We start from the raw sequence: 16,052 nt of genomic DNA on the forward strand, positions 1-16,052 counted from the left end.
GAAATGCGCGTCGAGAAAACACGCGGCAAGGATACCCGCGCCACGCCAAAAGCGCGAGACGGACCGCGCGGCCCGTCTCGTGATCAATGCGTCGTTTCGGTTTGCGCGTCGGCCTCGCGACGCGCCTGCGGGACGCGCGACACAGCCGGCACCGCGCGGATGCGGCGGCGCGTGCGCACGAGTTCGGCAAGCTGCCACGAGCCGAGCGCCAGGCAGCCGAACAGCACCTCGCGGCCGCGCTTGACCAGCGCGAGCGACAGTGCCGTCTCGCGATCGACGCCGAACATCTGCGCGAGCAGCACGACGGTCGCCTCCTGCACGCCGAGGCCGCCGGGCACCATGAACGCCGCATGCCGCACGGCCTGCGTCATCGCCTCGATCGCGATCGCACCGCCGATCGATACCGGATGACCGAGCAGCGCGAGCGCCCAGTAGATTTCGAGCGAGCCGAGCACGTAGCCGGACAGCTGCCAGAAGAACGCGCTGAACAGCAGCGCCGTGCGCGACATCAGCGCATCGATGTCGCCATCGAGCCGGCGGCCGTCGACACCCTGCAGCAACCGGTGCGAATCGCCGAGCAGACGCCCGGCGAACCGCTCGATCGCGTGGAAAATTCCGCCGCGCCGCATCAGCACGACGCCGAGCACCGGCAGCGGCAGCGTCAGCAGCAGCGCGAGGCCGATCGTGCCGCCGCCCATGTCGTGCGTGGTCGCGAGCAGCAGCACGAGGCCGAGCGCCGCGAACGCATACTGGACGACGATCGTCACCAGCACCTCGACGATCACCGACGCGGTCACGCGGCTCGCGTCGGGCACCTGCCAGCGCGCCATCCGGATCCCGACCAGCTCGCCGCCGATCCCGACCACGGGCAAGAGCCGGTTCACCGCTTCGCGCACGGTCGCGATCCACCACAGGAACGAGAGTGACGCGCGCCGGTCGAGCAGCTGGTGCCACGCATACGCGTCGAGCAGCAGCGGCAGCGCGTGGAACGGCACGAGCCACAGCAACGCGAAGCCGGCGCGCTCGAGCATCTGCGACACGTCGCCGACGCCTTCGTGCAGCCCCAGCGCGAGCAGGATCCCGATGCCGATCGGCCAGCCGAGCCATTTGATCCACTTGGTCATGACGGCTGCGTCCCCGCTTCGCGCGCCGCGCGCATGCCGCGGCGCACCGCGGGCTGGCCGAACACGTCCGCAAACCCGCCGGTCGCGACGCCGGCCGCCTTCAGCGCGGCCGCGACGCGCGGCGACAGCAGCGCGTCCAGTTCGTCGACCGGCCGGTAATCGGCCATCGTCGGCGTGATCGGGCCGTCGCCGGCCTCGGCCGGATGACAGTAGATCTCGCCGACGCCGGGCGGCAGCGCCGCGAGCGCGTCGAGCAGCACGCCCTCGTCCATCGCACCCGTATGCTCGATGCCGACCACGTAGTCGTTGTGTGCGAGCCCTGCGCGGTCGAGCCGGGCGCGCACGAGCGCAATCCACGGCTTGAGCAGCGCGGGCGCGCTCGTTTCGTACGGCAGCCGCACCGCGCGCAGCCCGTAGTCGCGGCCGATCTCGATAATCATCGACAGCACGGTCGGATGCAGGTGGAAATGCTTGTGCGCGTTCACGTGGTCGAGCGGCAGGCCGCTCGCCGCGAACGCGTCGAACTGCGCGCGAATCTCGCGGCGCAGCTGCGCACGCACGTGCGGCAGGAAGAAGAAGCGGCAGCCGTCCCTCGCCATCGCATCGCCGAACCGCCCGTCGGGGCCGACGAGCGCGGGTATCTCATGCGCGGGCAGCGTGGCCGGCCCGTCCGCGAGGACCAGATGCAGGCCGACCGCGAGCGACGGCAGCCGCCGCGCGCGTTCGATCGCATCCTCGGCGGCGGGCGCACCGACCATCAGGCTCGCGGCGTTCAGCACGCCGTCGCGATGCGCGCGCTCGACCGCCGCGTTGACGCGCGGATGCAGCCCGAAGTCGTCCGCGGTGAAGATCAGCGCCCGCGCCGCCCGCTGCGTCGTCACGAATCAGGCCTCGTGCGCGCGCAGGAAGCGGAAGAATTCGACGCCTTCGCGCAGCCGGCGCTTCATCATGTCCCAGCTCGTCAGCATCTCGCGGACGATTTCCCAGATCTTCGACGGACGGAAGTAGAACTGGCGATAGAACTGCTCGAGATGGTGATAGATCTCGTCGCGCGACAGGTGCGCATAGCCGATCGCCGCGAGCTGCACGCCTTCCTTGCTAACCAGGTTGATGGTCTTGTTCTCTTCCATCCAGCCGTTCTCGACGGCCTGCTTGTACAGCGTCGTGCCCGGATACGGCGCGGCGAGCGACACCTGGATCGTGTGCGGATTGATTTCCTTCGCGTACTCGATCGTCTTCTTGATGGTTTCCTGCGTCTCGCCCGGCAGGCCGAGGATGAAGGTGCCGTGGATCTTGATGCCGAGCTTCTTGCAGTCCGCGCTGAAGCGGCGCGCGAAATCGGTGCGCACGCCCTTCTTGATGTTCACGAGGATCTGGTCGTCGCCGGATTCGAAGCCGACCAGCAGCAGGCGCAGGCCGTTTTCCTTCATGACCTTCAGCGTCTTGTACGGCACGTTCGCCTTCGCGTTGCACGACCACGTCATGCCGAGCTTGCCCAAGCCGATGGCGATGGCTTCGGCGCGCGGCAGGTCGTCGGTGAAGGTGTCGTCGTCGAACATCAGTTCCTTCACTTCCGGCATGTTGTCGCGGATCCACTTCGCTTCCGCGAGCACGTTCTCGACCGAGCGCGTGCGGTAGCGATGGCCGCTGACCGTCTGCGGCCACAGGCAGAAGGTGCAGCGCGACTTGCAGCCGCGGCCCGTGTAGATCGATACGTACGGATAGTTCAGGTAGCCGATGAAGTAGTTGTCGATCTTCAGGTCGCGCTTGTAGACGGGCGCGACAAACGGCAGTTCGTCCATGTTCTCGAGGATCGGCCGCGCTTCGTTGTGCTCGATCGAGCCGTCCTTCGCGCGCCAGCTCAAGCCCTTGATCTGCGGGAACGGCTTGCCTTCGGCGATTTCCTTGCAGGTGTAGTCGAATTCCTCGCGGCACACGAAGTCGATTGCCTCGCTCGCCGTGAGCGAGTTGTGCGGATCGACCATCACCTTCGCGCCCACCATGCCGACCAGCATCGACGGCTTCATCTTCTTGAGATCCTGCGCGAACATCGCGTCGGTCGGGAACGACGGCGTGCTCGTGTGGATGATCACGAGGTCGTAGTCGTTGGCGATCTTCAGCGTCTCCTCGACCGACAGGCCGTCGGCCGGTGCATCGACGACGCGGCTGCCCGGTACGAGCGCGGCCGGCTGCGCGAGCCACGTCGGGTACCAGAAGGAACGGATTTCGCGCTTCGCCTGGTAGCGCGAGCCGGCTCCGCCGTCGAAGCCGTCATACGAAGGGGCCTGCAAGAACAGCGTTTTCATGAATGCTCCGGTAGCCTGCATAGTTCGATTCGTTTCAACGATTCAGTCAATAAACCGCGGGCCGCCCTGCCGGCGCCCGCCTCTCTGTCATGTCGCGTCGCGCGGCGTGGCCGCGCGGCGCGTCTCGGCCCTCCGGCCGAATTCGATCGGGAACGGGCGCATGGCCGCTCCCTCGGGAAACGTACCTTAGCGGCCGTCCACGCCTTCCACCGCGGCCGTCGCGCGTTCGCCGCCGACGACCGTCATCCTCGCGCCGCGCCACACGACGTGCGTGCCGAACGCGGCCGCGAGCCATTCGAGCGCGAGCAGCGTGTCGCGCACGGCGACGAGCGGCAGATCGCGCCAGAACGCACGCCAGCCGTCCTCGCCGCGCGCGTGCAGCACCAGCCGCCCGAACGCGCCCACGACGGCCGCGCCACCCGCCAGCGTGCCGGCGAAGGTGCCGTCGAGACGCAGCGCGAGCGCCGCGCCGACCGCGAGCCACGGCGCGGTAAACGTGATGAACAGGAACGCGAAGCCGGTCGGGTTCAGCGAGCGGATCGTGCGCAGCCAGCGCGTCTCGCGGTGCCAGAGCGGCCCGAACGACGGCTCGATCACGTCGGTCGCGACCTCGACCTCGGACAGCACGGTGCGTCGCCCGAGGCGGCGCGGCAGTTCCGCAAGCCAGAAATCGTCGGCAAGCTCATCCTTCAGCGCGAGAAACCCACCGATCCGGTCGAGCGTGTCGCGCGTCAGCGCGAGCGTCGCGCCGAAACCGAAGCGGCTCGAGCGGCCGAGGTGCGCGATCCGCACCGACGGCGCGAACCAGGCGTCGACGAACTGCGCGCCGATCCGCGTCCAGAAACCGCCGACGCTGCGCGCATGATACAGGCACGTGACGACCCCGACCGACGCGTCGGCGAGCGGCGCCGTCACGCGCTCGAGATAGTCCGGCTTCACCGCGATGTCGCTGTCCGCGATCACGATGCGGCCGTACTTCGCGCGTTCGGCGAGATTGATCAGGTTGCTGACCTTCAGGTTCTTGCCGTGCACGCGCGCGTCGATCACCAGCGTGATGTCGCATTCCGGATAATCGGCGCGCAGCCGCTCGACGACGGCGACGGCCGGATCGGCCGCCGACGCGACCCCGAACAGCACTTCATGGCGCGGGTGGCGCTGCTCGCAGAACGTCGCGAGGTTCTCGTACAAATGCGGCTCCGCGCCGCACAGCGGCTTGAGCACGCTGACGGGCTCGAACCCGTCGCGCGCGGCAGTGCGCGGCGTGCGTGCTCCGGGCGTGAACGCCGCGACGAGCGCATAGCCGGCCGCGGCCAGCGTGAACGCGATCAGGAGCCAGTCGAGCAGCGTGACGGTCGGCGTCATGCGCGACGCCCCCCGGCGACGCGGACGCCCTGCCGATCGATCGAACCTGGTTGAACGTGATTGTGTATTCCGACAGCAACGAACGCGGGCACGACCCGACTCCTTGTTCCAGCAGCGTCTGTGTAATGGGGAGGCACGGCCCATTCCCCGAAAGGGGCCATCCCCGGCTTCGCGTGGCACATCCTCGCGCGACGCCCGGACGGGGTGCGGGAAGATTCGAATGGCAACCATCGGCACAACATGGACAGGCGCCGGATTTTAGCAGCCCGAGCCCACCCACGCTCGGGTACCGCACGAAACGGACTTGTGCGATTTCGGCAAAGCTGTGCGGCCGGCCGACCCTTCTGGTGCCACGACGTTCACGCTAGCGTAAGCGCTTTGCAGGCGTATTGCAGTCTTGAAAATCAAACCTTTCGTGGAAATTTGTACGCCGATGCGAAGACACGTCCAATCGCCGTAAAGATTGGTAATTAATCGACGATTAGATCGATTTTTGCAACGATCACGACATCCCACCTTGCACCCCTGAAAGGCGCATGGGTATCCGCGCGTCGCCAGCGCGTTCCGGAACCCTTTGGCAAAATCGTCGGCATCTGTTGCGCATGCGCATCACCGCGCCCGCCCCTTTCGAAGGCCACCCCCGATGATTCCGTTTTCCGTACTCGATCTCGCCCCTATTCCCGCCGGTGCCGACGCCGCGCAGGCTTTCCGCAACACCGTCGATCTCGCGCAGCACGCGGAGCGCCTCGGCTACCGGCGCTACTGGCTCGCCGAACATCACAACATGCCCGGCATCGCGAGCGCGGCGACCGCCGTCGTGATCGGTCATGTCGCGGGCGCGACGAAGACGATCCGCGTCGGCTCGGGCGGGATCATGCTGCCGAACCATGCGCCGCTCGTGATCGCCGAGCAGTTCGGCACGCTCGCGTCGCTGTATCCGGGGCGCATCGACCTCGGGCTCGGCCGCGCGCCCGGCACCGACCAGACCACATCGCGCGCGCTGCGCCGCGACCTGATCGGCAGCGCCGACTCGTTTCCGGATGACGTTGCCGAGCTGCAGCGCTACTTTGCGGAACCGGTGCCCGGCCAGCGCGTGCGCGCGGTGCCCGGTGCGGGGCTGGACGTGCCCGTATGGCTGCTGGGCTCGAGCCTGTTCAGCGCGCAGTTCGCCGCGATGCTCGGGCTGCCGTTCGCGTTCGCGTCGCACTTCGCGCCGGACTACCTGATGCGCGCGCTCGAGCTCTATCGTGCACAGTACCGGCCGTCGGCCGCGTGGCCGAAGCCACATGCGATGGTGGGAGTCAACGTGTTCGCGGCCGATACCGACGACGAGGCGCGACGCCTCTTCACGTCGCTGCAGCAGCAGTTCATCAACCTGCGCCGCGGCACGCCGGGCAAGCTGCCGCCGCCCGTCGACGTGCTCGAGGCGAGCGAGTTCGAACTCGCGAACGTCGCGCACGCGCTGTCGTTCGCGGCCGTCGGCTCGCGCGACACGGTGCGCGACAAGCTGCGCGACCGGATCGCGCAGACGGGCGCGGACGAGGTGATCATCACCGCGCAGATCTACGATCACGCCGCGCGGGTGCGCTCGTTCGAGCTGGCTGCGCAGATCCGCGACGAACTCGCGAACGAAAGCCGCTGAACCGACGGGCGCCCGCGCCGGCGGGTGCGCCCGCCGTTACGTCACTGCGGGCGCACCGCTTCCAGCCCGTCGAGCAGCGCCTTGTGGAACGCGTCCGGGTCCTGGATCTGCGGCGCGTGCCCGAGCGCCGGGAATTCGACGAGCTGCGCGCCGGGGATCGCCGCCTGCGTGCGCTTCGCGAGTTCCGGGTAATGGCCGAGCTTCGCGTGCACGTCGGGCGGTGCGACGTCCTTGCCGATCGCGGTCGTGTCCTTGTCGCCGATCAGCAGCAGCGTCGGCACGCGGATCGCGCCGAGTTCGTAGACCACCGGCTGCGTGAGGATCATGTCGTAGATCAGCGCCGAGTTCCACGCGACCGCGTCGCGGCCCGGCCCGCGATACATGCCGGCGAGCATCTGCACCCAGCGCTCGTAGGACAGCGCCCACTTGCCTGCGTAGTAGGTCGCCTGCTCGTAGCGGCGGATGCCGTCCGCCGTCGTCTTCTGCTCGCGCGCGTACCAGTAGTCGACCGGCAGCGGCGGCACGCCGAGCGCCTTCCAGTCCTCGAGGCCGATCGGGTTCACCAGCACGAGCTGGTCGGTCGCCTTCGGGTACATCAGCGCGTAGCGCATCGCGAGCATCCCGCCCGTCGAATGGCCGACGATCGTCGCCGATTTCACGCCGATCGACTCGAGCAGCGCATGCGTGTTGCGCGCGAGTTGCTGGAAGCTGTACTGGTAGCGCTCGGGCTTGGACGACTTGCAGAAGCCGATCTGGTCCGGCGCGATCACGCGATAGCCGGCGCGGCTCAGCACGCCGATCGTGTCCTCCCAGGTCGCCGCGCAGAAGTTCTTCCCGTGCAGCAGCACGACGGTGCGGCCGTTCGGGTGCGCCGGCTGCACGTCCATGTACATCATCTCGAGCGTTTCGCGCTGCGACACGAACGCGTACCGGTGCACCGGCTCCGGATAGGCGAAGCCTTCCAGGCGCGGGCCGTACGCCGGCCCGTCGTTGCCGGCCGGTGCCGGGACGGCGGCTGCGACTGACGTCGCGCATGCGGTGGCGACGCCTGCACCGAGCACGGCGGCACACGCGAGGGACAACATCTTGCAAATCGAAGGCATGACGATCACGGTAATGGGAAATGCGTGCGGGCAACCGGGCGGCTTCGCGCCCTGCGATTCTACGCGGTCGGGTTGACGACGGCGCGCAACACTCGATGGCCGCGCGACTTCCGCGTGTGCGACGAACTCGGGTATCGTGTGACGTGACCCTGAAACGCCTGCAGGCGGACACCCATGAAAAACGTCCTCAGCATTCAGTCGCACGTCATCTACGGACACGCCGGCAACAGCGCGGCCGTGTTCCCGATGCAGCGCCTCGGCGTCAACGTCTGGCCGCTCAACACCGTCCAGCTGTCGAATCACATGCAGTACGGCCACTGGGCCGGCAGCGCGATCGACGCCGCGAAGATGGAGCAGCTCGTCGACGGCATCGCCGCAATCGGCGCACTGAAGCGCTGCGACGCGGTGCTGTCCGGTTTCCTCGGCTCGCCGCCGCAAGCGCGCGCGGCCGTCGAGATCGTCCGCTCGGTGAAGGCGACGAACCCGAACGCGTGGTACTTCTGCGATCCGGCGATGGGCCAGACGGGCGGCATCCGGCCCGAACCCGGCGTCGAGGAATTCATCGTCCAGGAAATGCCGGCGCTCGCGGACGGCATGTCGCCGAACCACACCGAGCTGCAGAAGCTCGCCGGGCGACGCATCGAAACCGTCGCCGAAGCCGTCGACGCCTGCCGCGCGCTGATCCGCCGCGGCCCGAAGATCGTCCTCGTCAAGCACCTGCACGACCGCAACAGCCCGGCCGACCGCTTCAACATGCTCGCCGTCACCGAAACCGAAGCGTGGATCGGCCAGCGACCGCTGTATGCGTTTCCACGCCACCCGGTCGGCGTCGGCGACCTCACCAGCGCCATTTTCGTCGCCTGCCGGCTGCGCGGCGACTCGGTGCGCGCCGCGTTCGAGCACACGCTCGCGGCCGTGCACGCGGTCGTGAAGGCGACCTATGATGCGCGCCGCTACGAGCTCGAACTCGTCGCCGCGCAGGACGAAATCGCGCGCCCGAGCGAATGGTTCGGCGCGTGGGTGACCGACGCCTGACGCGTTCGCATCACCGCCGTATCGCCACTGCCCGTATCGCCACTGCATTACCACCGTATCCCGCGGTATTCCCCGGCATCCTCTCGCCTCTTCGGCGTGCCATGCGCGCCGCCGCCTCGCTCCTCGCCCCGTTCGATCGTCGGCGCAACGCCGTCCAAGCCCCGTCCGGTCCGCGCGTGCAAACGTTTCCGGACTTCACATGAATGACACCGATTCCTCGCTATGCTCGCGTCGGCACGATCGGTGCAGCCGCATCCTGCGTCCTGACGCGCCGACTTTTCCGCATGTCCCGCCAACCGGCTCCTCCCTTTACGCACGATAACGACCATGACCCGATCGAACCGTCGTGACTTCCTGCGCGTCGCCGCCGGCACCGCCGGCGCCGCCGCGCTGAACCTGTTCCCGCCCGTGATCCGCGATGCGCTCGCCATTCCCGCGAACCGCCGTACCGGCACGATCCGCGACATCGAACACATCGTGATCCTGATGCAGGAGAATCGCTCGTTCGACCATTACTTCGGCACGATGCGCGGTGTCCGCGGCTTCGGCGACCCGCGCCCGCTGCGCCTCGCGAGCGGCAAGTCGGTGTTCCATCAGCCGGTCGGCGCGGCCGAACTGCTGCCGTTCCACCCGGGCGCGGACAAGCTCGGCCTGCAGTTCCTGCAAGACCTGCCGCACGGCTGGCAGGACATGCACGCGGCGTGGAACAAGGGCCGCTACGACCAGTGGGTGCCGAACAAGGGCACCACGACGATGGCGTACCTGAAGCGCGACGACATCCCGTTCCACTACCAGCTCGCCGATGCGTTCACGATCTGCGACGCGTATCACTGCGCGATCCCGAGCTCGACCGACCCGAACCGCTACTACATGTGGACGGGCTACGTCGGCAACGACGGCACGGGCGGCGGCCCGGTGCTCGGCAACGAGGAAAAGGGCTACGGCTGGACGACCTATCCGGAAGTGCTCGAGCAGGCCGGCGTGTCGTGGAAGATCTACCAGGACGTCGGCACGGGGCTCGACGCGAACGGCTCGTGGGGCTGGACGCAGAACCCGTACATCGGCAACTACGGCGACAACGCGCTGCTCTACTTCAACCAGTACCGCACCGCGCTGCCCGGCACGCCGCTGTATGACAAGGCGCGCACCGGCACCAACATCAGCGCCGGCGGCACGCTGTTCGACGTGCTGGAGCAGGACGTGAAGAACGGCACGCTGCCGCAGGTATCGTGGATCTGCGCGCCGGAAGCGTACTCGGAACACCCGAACTGGCCGGCCAACTATGGCGCGTGGTACATCGAGCAGGTGCTGAAGGTGCTCGTGTCGAATCCGGACGTGTGGAGCAAGACCGCCCTCTTCGTCACCTACGACGAGAACGACGGCTTCTTCGACCACGTGCCGCCGCCGTTCGCGCCGCAGTCGCGCGACAACGGGCTGTCGACGGTCGCGACGACCAACGAGGTGTTCGCCGGCGACGCGTCGCACATGGCCGGCCCGTATGGGCTCGGCCCGCGCGTGCCGATGCTGGTCGTGTCGCCGTGGACCAAGGGCGGCTGGGTCTGCTCGCAAACCTTCGATCACACGTCGCTGCTGCAATTCATCGAAGCGCGCTTCGGCGCGCAGTATCCGGTGACGGCCGCCAACGTATCGCCGTGGCGCCGTACGGTGTGCGGCGACCTGACCTCGGCGTTCGACTTCGCGACCGCCGACGCCGCCTGGCCGACGCTGCCCGACACGAGCGGCTATGCGCCGCCCGACCGCCTGCGCCACCCCGACTACATCCCGGTGCCGCCGGTGCTGCAGGCGCTGCCGAAACAGGAGGCCGGGCTGCGCCCGGCGCGCGCGCTGCCGTACGAGCTGTTCGTGCACGGCCGCGTCGAAGCCGCGAACGGCCAGTTCCGGCTGACCTTCGCGAACACCGGCCGCGCGGGGGCGGCATTCCAGGTGCAGTCGCGCAACCGCCTCGACGGCCCGTGGGCGTATACGGTCGAAGCCGGCAAGCGGATCGCCGATACGTGGAGCGCCGCGGCGTCGCTCGGCCTGTACGATCTCGACGTGTACGGCCCGAACGGCTTCTACTGCCACTTCCGCGGCCCGTTCGCGACCGGCATCGGCAGCGCGAACGTGAACCCCGAGGTGATCTACGGCTATGACGTCGCGAACGGCAACATCACGCTGCGCCTGATGAACCGCGGCCACAAGGCCGTGCGGCTCAAGGTGACGAACGCGTACGGCCACGGCCGCGCGCGCACGTTCGACCTCGCACCGGGCGCGCACGTCGACGACTACTGGGATCTGCGCGGCAGCCACGGCTGGTACGACCTCACCGTCAGCGACGGCCGCCTGCTCGGCTTCCTGCGCCGTTTCGCGGGTCACGTCGAGACCGGCCGCCCGAGCACGAGCGACCCGGCGATCCGCACGAACGCGTCGCATGACGACGCCGAAGCAGCGTCGGACGCGCAGTCCGACTGACGACGGCGAACGCGGCGCGGCCCCGCCGGGGCCGCGCCGTCCGCCCCCCCTGCCGCCCGTCCGTTCGTGACGGGAAACTCCGGATACCGGCCGCCCGTGCACGCGCGGAAGCTATGCGCAAATCCGCACAGATTGCGCTGCAAATTGCCAAGACCCGTGCATATCGGCGACCTATAAATCGAGACGATCGGGGCTCCTCGCAGAGCCTGACGGGAGATTCTTCCGGGAATCATCAGCATGCCGACCTCCCCGCCCGATTCCGAGAAGCGGTCGAACCGCCCACCCGTCGCACGCGCCCGGCCCGCCGGCTGCGTGCGGTACCCACCCGCTGGTGTAGAACAAGAGGAAAGAACATGAAATTCCGTCATTCCCTGCTGTCGGTATCGGTCGTATCCGCATTTGCCCTCCTCTCGCAGCAGGCCGCCCAGGCCGCCGACACGACCGACGTGAAGGTCGGCTTCGCCGCGCCGCTCACCGGCGTCAACGCCGGCTACGGCAAGGATCTCCAGAACGGCGTGCAACTCGCGCTCGACGATGCCGCCGCGCAGAAGATACAGATCGCCGGCAAGCCCGCTCACTTCAACCTCGTCGTGCAGGACGACCAGGCCGACCCGCGCATCGGCGTGCAGGCCGCGCAGGCGCTCGTCGACCAGAACGTGTCGGTGGTGGTCGGCCACTTCAACTCGGGCACGACGATTCCGGCATCGGTGGTCTACGACAAGGCCGGCACGCCGGTGATCGACCCGGCGGCGACCAACCCGACGCTCACGTCGCGCGGGCTCGCGAACATGTTCATGGTGATCGCGACCGACGGCCAGAACGCGGGCAACGCGGGCAAGTATGCGGTCGACGTGACCAAGGCGAAGCGCATCGCGATCATCGACGACCGCACCGCGTTCGGCCAGGGCGAGGCGGACGAGTTCGAGAAGGCCGTGAAGGCGGCCGGCGGCAACATCATCGGCCGCGAGTTCACCAGCAACCAGGCGGTCGACTTCCGTGCGCAGATCACGAGCCTGAAGGGCAAGAATCCCGACCTGATCTTCTTCGGCGGGCTCGATTCGCTCGCCGCGAACTTCATCAAGCAGATGCGCCAGCTCGGCCTGAACGCGCAGTTCGTCGGCGGCGGCGGCGTGAAGGACAACGAGTTCATCAAGATCGCAGGCCCTGCCGCGGAAGGCGCGATGGCGTGGGAATACGGACGCCCGCTCGACGAGCTGCCGCAGGGCAAGGATTTCGAGCAGCGCTTCAAGAAGCGCTTCGGCGTCGACGTGCTGTCGTATGCGCAGTTCGGCTACGACGCCGCATGGGCCGCGATCAAGGCGATGCAGGCGGCCAACTCGACCGATCCGAAGGTTTATCGCCCGGCGCTGAAGAAGATCGACTTCGAAGGCGTCACCGGCCGCATCTCGTTCGCGAACGACGGCTCGCTGAAGAGCGGGATGTCGACGCTGTACCAGGTGAAGAGCGGCGCGTGGAAGACCATCGTGACGAAGGGAGGCTGATCGGGCGGGATGGACGACCTGGGCAGCCTGGATAACAGGCTGCCCAAGCATGGGCGGTGGCGAGAGCACCGCCCGGCCTGCTGTGGCCCGTTGCGGGAACAGGCGAATGTGGTGCCGGCGGCGAAAGAACCGGTGCAATCGCACCGATCTCATACGATGACTGATGTTTGGCGAGAGATGTCACGGCCCGCGGCGACGCGTGGGCCGTGTCGGCGGCCACGCGTCAGTTGGCCTGCGTGTCGCGTTCCGCCTCGGCCGCTTCGTGCGCGCGGCGCAGCCGCTCGCGGCTGTTGGTCAGGTGCGTGCGCATCGCGGCACGCGCGGCTTCCGGGTCGTGACGCGCGATCGCCTCGTAGATGTCCTCGTGCTCGTGATTGAGGCGGCCGACGTAGCGCTCGAGGTCGTCGCCGGCGAAGCGCGCCGAATTCACGCGCGTGCGCGGGATGATCGACGCGCCGAGCTGCGTCATGATGTCGACGAAATAGCGGTTGCCGGTGGACTGCGCGATCTGCAGGTGGAACTGGAAGTCGAGCTGCGCCGTGTCGCGGCCGCCGCCCGCCCCCGACGCGATCGCGTCGAGCGCACGCCGCAGCGCGGCGAGGTCGGTATCGTTCGCGCGCTGCGCGGCGAGGCTCGCGCATTCGCTTTCGAGGCTGATGCGCAGCTCGAGCACCGCGAGGACGTCGCGCAGCGTCGTGATGGTCGCGGGATCGATGCCGAGCGTCTGTCGGCGTGACGGTTCGAGCACGAAGCTGCCGATGCCGTGGCGCGTCTCGATGAGGCCACTCGCCTGCATCCGCGAGATCGCTTCGCGCACGACCGTGCGGCTGACGCCCTGCGCCGCCATGACTTCGGTTTCGGTCGGCAGCTTGTCGCCGGGACGCAGCGTGCCGTTTTCGATCTGCGCGGTCAGCGCGTCGACGACATCTTGTGCGAGGCTGCGTGCGCGACGGCGCGGCGCTGCGGGAAGCGTGGGCACGGACATGAGGCCGGTTCCTTTTTGAATGATCGTAGTGTGAGCCGAGGGTTTACGCGGGGTTTGAGCGAACGTCGATGATTCATTATACTGCGTCACAAGTCATCCGACGACTGATGATCGCGATACGGATCTCCTGTTGACCGAGGCCGGCGCATCGGCGCCCGCCGGGTCCCGTGGTTCGCAATCGACCGGCATTCGCGCTTCTGCGCGACACCGGCATCGAGCTGGTCGCCCCCGCCCTTTCGGGTTGCTGTCGACATGCGGGGCTTGCGCGCCTCGCACGTCGGTTGTCGAATGATCGCACCTCCCGCCGCGCGCGGCAAAGATTTTGCCGCACGGCATTGCCCACTCTTTCGCCATCGCCGCCATGAACGCCGTCACTGCCTCGCCTTCCCACGACACGCCGCGCATCGTCGACCTGCAAGCCATTCCGGTCGCCGGCCACGACAGCATGCTGCTCAACCTGAGCGGCGCGCACGGTCCGTTCTTCACTCGCAACCTCGTGATTCTGAAGGACAGCGCGGGCCGGACCGGCGTCGGCGAGGTGCCGGGCGGCGAAAGCATCCGCCGCACGCTGGAAGACGCGCGTGCGCTCGTCGTCGGCCAGCCGGTCGGCAACTACCATGCGGTGCTCAACGAGGTGCGGCGCACCTTTGCCGATCGCGACGCGAGCGGCCGCGGCCTGCAGACGTTCGACCTGCGCACCACGATCCACGCAGTCACCGCGCTTGAAGCCGCGCTGCTCGACCTACTCGGCCAGCATCTCGGCGTGCCCGTGGCCGCGCTCCTCGGCGAAGGGCAGCAGCGCGAGCGCGTCGAGATGCTCGGCTATCTGTTCTACGTCGGCGATCGCACCAAGACCGCGCTGCCCTATCGCGACAGCCGCGGCGCGACCGACGACTGGAGCCGCGTGCGCGACGAGGCCGCGCTGACACCCGAGGCGGTCGTGCGCCTCGCCGAAGCCGCGCACGCACGCTACGGGTTCAACGACTTCAAACTGAAGGGCGGCGTGTTCGAAGGCGCGCGCGAGGTCGAAGCCGTGACGGCGCTGGCCGAGCGTTTCCCCGAAGCGCGCGTGACGCTCGATCCGAACGGCGCGTGGTCGCTCGACGAAGCCGTGCGGCTGTGCCGCGACCTGCACCACGTGCTCGCGTATGCGGAAGATCCGTGCGGCGCGGAGAACGGCTACTCGGGCCGCGAGGTCATGGCCGAATTCCGCCGCTCGACCGGGCTGCCGACGGCCACCAACATGATCGCGACCGACTGGCGCCAGATGGGCCACGCAGTGCAGCTGCAGGCCGTCGACATCCCGCTCGCCGACCCGCACTTCTGGACGATGCAGGGCTCGGTACGCGTCGCGCAGATGTGCCGCGACTGGGGCCTCACGTGGGGTTCGCATTCGAACAACCACTTCGACGTGTCGCTCGCGATGTTCACGCACGTCGCGGCCGCGGCGCCCGGCCAGGTCACCGCGATCGACACGCACTGGATCTGGCAGGACGGCGAACGGCTGACGCGCGAGCCGCTGAAGATCGAGAACGGGCTCGTGGAAGTGCCGAAGCGGCCGGGCCTCGGCATCGACATCGACATGGATGCGGTCGCGCACGCGCACGAGCTGTACAAGCAGCACGGGCTCGGCGCACGCGACGATGCGGCTGCGATGCAGTATCTGATCCCGGGGTGGACGTTCAACAACAAGCGCCCCTGCCTCGTGCGCTGAGCGCGCGGCAACCGGGCGGCGGGTCCGTCCGGTCGGAAAGGAGTGCCTCGGTTCGCCCGCGCATCGGCGGGTGCCGGGCGGGAAACGCGGCGGGCATGGCACGGAATCGGAATCCGGTAGGCCGCCGCCGATCTCGGTTGCAATCGAACCAGCCCCGGGAACGGGAACCCGCGCTGCCAGCCTGCCGAACGTGCCCGGCTAGGCCAGGCCGGCCATGCCTATCTTGCGATGCCTGGCCGGTCGCACCTAGCCGGCCGCACCTAGCCGGCCGCCCCAATCCCCCGCGCCATCCCCGACGCGGCAAACACGATCACCATCACGAGCACGGCCTGCCAGTGGCCGATCCGCACATAGGTTCGTGCGCGGCCCAGATCGGGCATCTGCTGCCGCCGCGCGGCGATGCGCCAGCGGATCAGCCCGAGCATCGGCACGACCTCGAGCAGGAGGATCAACACGAGCGCCGTCATCTTGACGTGAAAGAGCGGCTCGTGAAGGTAATACGCAGCGCCTTTCTCGAAGCCGCCGAATGCGCGCGCGAGCCCCGTCGCGATCAGCACCAGCGCGGACAATCCCCAGGCCGCATCGGCCTTGAACACGCCGGGCAGGTCGGCGGCCTGCGCCGACGCGATGACCCGCCGCAACGCGCGGTTGCGTGCCGCGATCGCGGCGAACGCGACGCCGAATGCCATCAGGTGAACGGCTGCCAGCAACCAACGGACGATCATTGCGCCTATATGAACGCGTCCCGTTTGCAACAGCTTTCTTGCGTTTCTGACAGACAGGATGGGCTGCGTCTCTATATCCGGC

The 16,052-nt window shown here is 68.2% G+C and carries 12 protein-coding genes; 5 read left to right on the plus strand and 7 right to left on the minus strand.

The window, feature by feature from the left end; all coding sequences use genetic code 11:
• Positions 1-83: 83 nt before the first annotated feature.
• The 4 genes from DIE15_RS34575 to hpnI form a co-directional block, all read right to left on the minus strand.
• Complete coding sequence (locus tag DIE15_RS34575) at positions 84-1,124, minus strand: lysylphosphatidylglycerol synthase domain-containing protein (RefSeq protein ID WP_124835663.1); 1,041 nt, start codon at positions 1,122-1,124, stop codon at positions 84-86.
• Positions 1,121-2,005 (minus strand): hopanoid biosynthesis-associated protein HpnK, encoded by an 885-nt coding sequence (hpnK, locus tag DIE15_RS34580; protein ID WP_124835664.1) that lies wholly within the window; start codon positions 2,003-2,005, stop codon positions 1,121-1,123. The genes DIE15_RS34575 and hpnK overlap by 4 nt, the downstream gene beginning before the upstream one ends.
• A 3-nt stretch (positions 2,006-2,008) precedes the next feature.
• Entirely contained in the window at positions 2,009-3,451 is a 1,443-nt protein-coding gene (hpnJ, locus tag DIE15_RS34585; RefSeq protein WP_311767805.1) for a hopanoid biosynthesis associated radical SAM protein HpnJ, read from the minus strand.
• A gap of 165 nt (positions 3,452-3,616) precedes the next feature.
• Positions 3,617-4,792, minus strand: a complete 1,176-nt coding sequence (hpnI, locus tag DIE15_RS34590) for a bacteriohopanetetrol glucosamine biosynthesis glycosyltransferase HpnI (protein WP_124835665.1) — start codon at positions 4,790-4,792, stop codon at positions 3,617-3,619.
• 643 nt (positions 4,793-5,435) lie between these two features.
• Between hpnI and DIE15_RS34595 the strand changes: the two genes are divergently transcribed.
• Entirely contained in the window at positions 5,436-6,434 is a 999-nt protein-coding gene (locus DIE15_RS34595) for an LLM class flavin-dependent oxidoreductase (protein ID WP_124835666.1), read from the plus strand.
• Positions 6,435-6,475: 41 nt separating this feature from the next.
• Here the strand turns inward: DIE15_RS34595 and DIE15_RS34600 are convergent, their stop codons facing one another.
• A complete protein-coding gene (locus DIE15_RS34600; RefSeq protein ID WP_057927794.1) occupies positions 6,476-7,537 on the minus strand; it encodes an alpha/beta fold hydrolase in 1,062 nt (353 codons plus the stop codon).
• Positions 7,538-7,711: 174 nt separating this feature from the next.
• Here DIE15_RS34600 and pdxY point away from each other — a divergent pair, with 174 nt between their 5' ends.
• From pdxY to DIE15_RS34620, 3 genes are all read left to right on the plus strand, one after another.
• The gene (gene pdxY, locus DIE15_RS34605) at positions 7,712-8,572 is read left to right on the plus strand and encodes a pyridoxal kinase PdxY (RefSeq protein WP_057927793.1); all 861 of its coding nucleotides are present in this window, start codon (positions 7,712-7,714) and stop codon (positions 8,570-8,572) included.
• Positions 8,573-8,899: 327 nt separating this feature from the next.
• Positions 8,900-11,044 carry a phosphocholine-specific phospholipase C gene (locus DIE15_RS34610; RefSeq protein WP_124835667.1) on the plus strand — a complete coding sequence of 715 codons (2,145 nt, stop codon included), beginning with the start codon at positions 8,900-8,902 and terminating at the stop codon, positions 11,042-11,044.
• 353 nt (positions 11,045-11,397) lie between these two features.
• Positions 11,398-12,546: a branched-chain amino acid ABC transporter substrate-binding protein gene (locus DIE15_RS34620; protein ID WP_057927791.1), complete on the plus strand. Its 1,149-nt coding sequence runs from the start codon at positions 11,398-11,400 to the stop codon at positions 12,544-12,546.
• Between the two features lie 223 nt (positions 12,547-12,769).
• Here the strand turns inward: DIE15_RS34620 and DIE15_RS34625 are convergent, their stop codons facing one another.
• A complete protein-coding gene (locus DIE15_RS34625) occupies positions 12,770-13,531 on the minus strand; it encodes a FadR/GntR family transcriptional regulator (RefSeq protein WP_057927790.1) in 762 nt (253 codons plus the stop codon).
• A gap of 361 nt (positions 13,532-13,892) precedes the next feature.
• Between DIE15_RS34625 and gudD the strand changes: the two genes are divergently transcribed.
• Positions 13,893-15,245 (plus strand): glucarate dehydratase, encoded by a 1,353-nt coding sequence (gudD, locus tag DIE15_RS34635; protein ID WP_057927789.1) that lies wholly within the window; start codon positions 13,893-13,895, stop codon positions 15,243-15,245.
• Positions 15,246-15,505: 260 nt separating this feature from the next.
• Here the strand turns inward: gudD and DIE15_RS34640 are convergent, their stop codons facing one another.
• Positions 15,506-15,970, minus strand: a complete 465-nt coding sequence (locus DIE15_RS34640) for a DUF2214 family protein (RefSeq protein WP_124835668.1) — start codon at positions 15,968-15,970, stop codon at positions 15,506-15,508.
• Positions 15,971-16,052 lie beyond the last annotated feature (82 nt).

It is taken from the genome of Burkholderia sp. Bp9031 (assembly GCF_003857965.1).
Classification (GTDB): domain Bacteria; phylum Pseudomonadota; class Gammaproteobacteria; order Burkholderiales; family Burkholderiaceae; genus Burkholderia; species Burkholderia ambifaria_A.

What these genes read in the sequence shown, in the direction of transcription:
- DIE15_RS34575 (WP_124835663.1), bottom strand. Translation starts at nt 1,124, where the DNA reads ATGACCAAGTGGATCAAATGGCTCGGCTGGCCGATCGGCATCGGGATC.
- hpnJ (WP_311767805.1), bottom strand. Translation starts at nt 3,451, where the DNA reads ATGCAGGCTACCGGAGCATTCATGAAAACGCTGTTCTTGCAGGCCCCT.
- hpnI (WP_124835665.1), bottom strand. Translation starts at nt 4,792, where the DNA reads ATGACGCCGACCGTCACGCTGCTCGACTGGCTCCTGATCGCGTTCACG.
- DIE15_RS34595 (WP_124835666.1), top strand. Translation starts at nt 5,436, where the DNA reads ATGATTCCGTTTTCCGTACTCGATCTCGCCCCTATTCCCGCCGGTGCC.
- DIE15_RS34600 (WP_057927794.1), bottom strand. Translation starts at nt 7,537, where the DNA reads ATGCCTTCGATTTGCAAGATGTTGTCCCTCGCGTGTGCCGCCGTGCTC.
- pdxY (WP_057927793.1), top strand. Translation starts at nt 7,712, where the DNA reads ATGAAAAACGTCCTCAGCATTCAGTCGCACGTCATCTACGGACACGCC.
- DIE15_RS34610 (WP_124835667.1), top strand. Translation starts at nt 8,900, where the DNA reads ATGACCCGATCGAACCGTCGTGACTTCCTGCGCGTCGCCGCCGGCACC.
- DIE15_RS34620 (WP_057927791.1), top strand. Translation starts at nt 11,398, where the DNA reads ATGAAATTCCGTCATTCCCTGCTGTCGGTATCGGTCGTATCCGCATTT.
- DIE15_RS34625 (WP_057927790.1), bottom strand. Translation starts at nt 13,531, where the DNA reads ATGTCCGTGCCCACGCTTCCCGCAGCGCCGCGCCGTCGCGCACGCAGC.
- gudD (WP_057927789.1), top strand. Translation starts at nt 13,893, where the DNA reads ATGAACGCCGTCACTGCCTCGCCTTCCCACGACACGCCGCGCATCGTC.
- DIE15_RS34640 (WP_124835668.1), bottom strand. Translation starts at nt 15,970, where the DNA reads ATGATCGTCCGTTGGTTGCTGGCAGCCGTTCACCTGATGGCATTCGGC.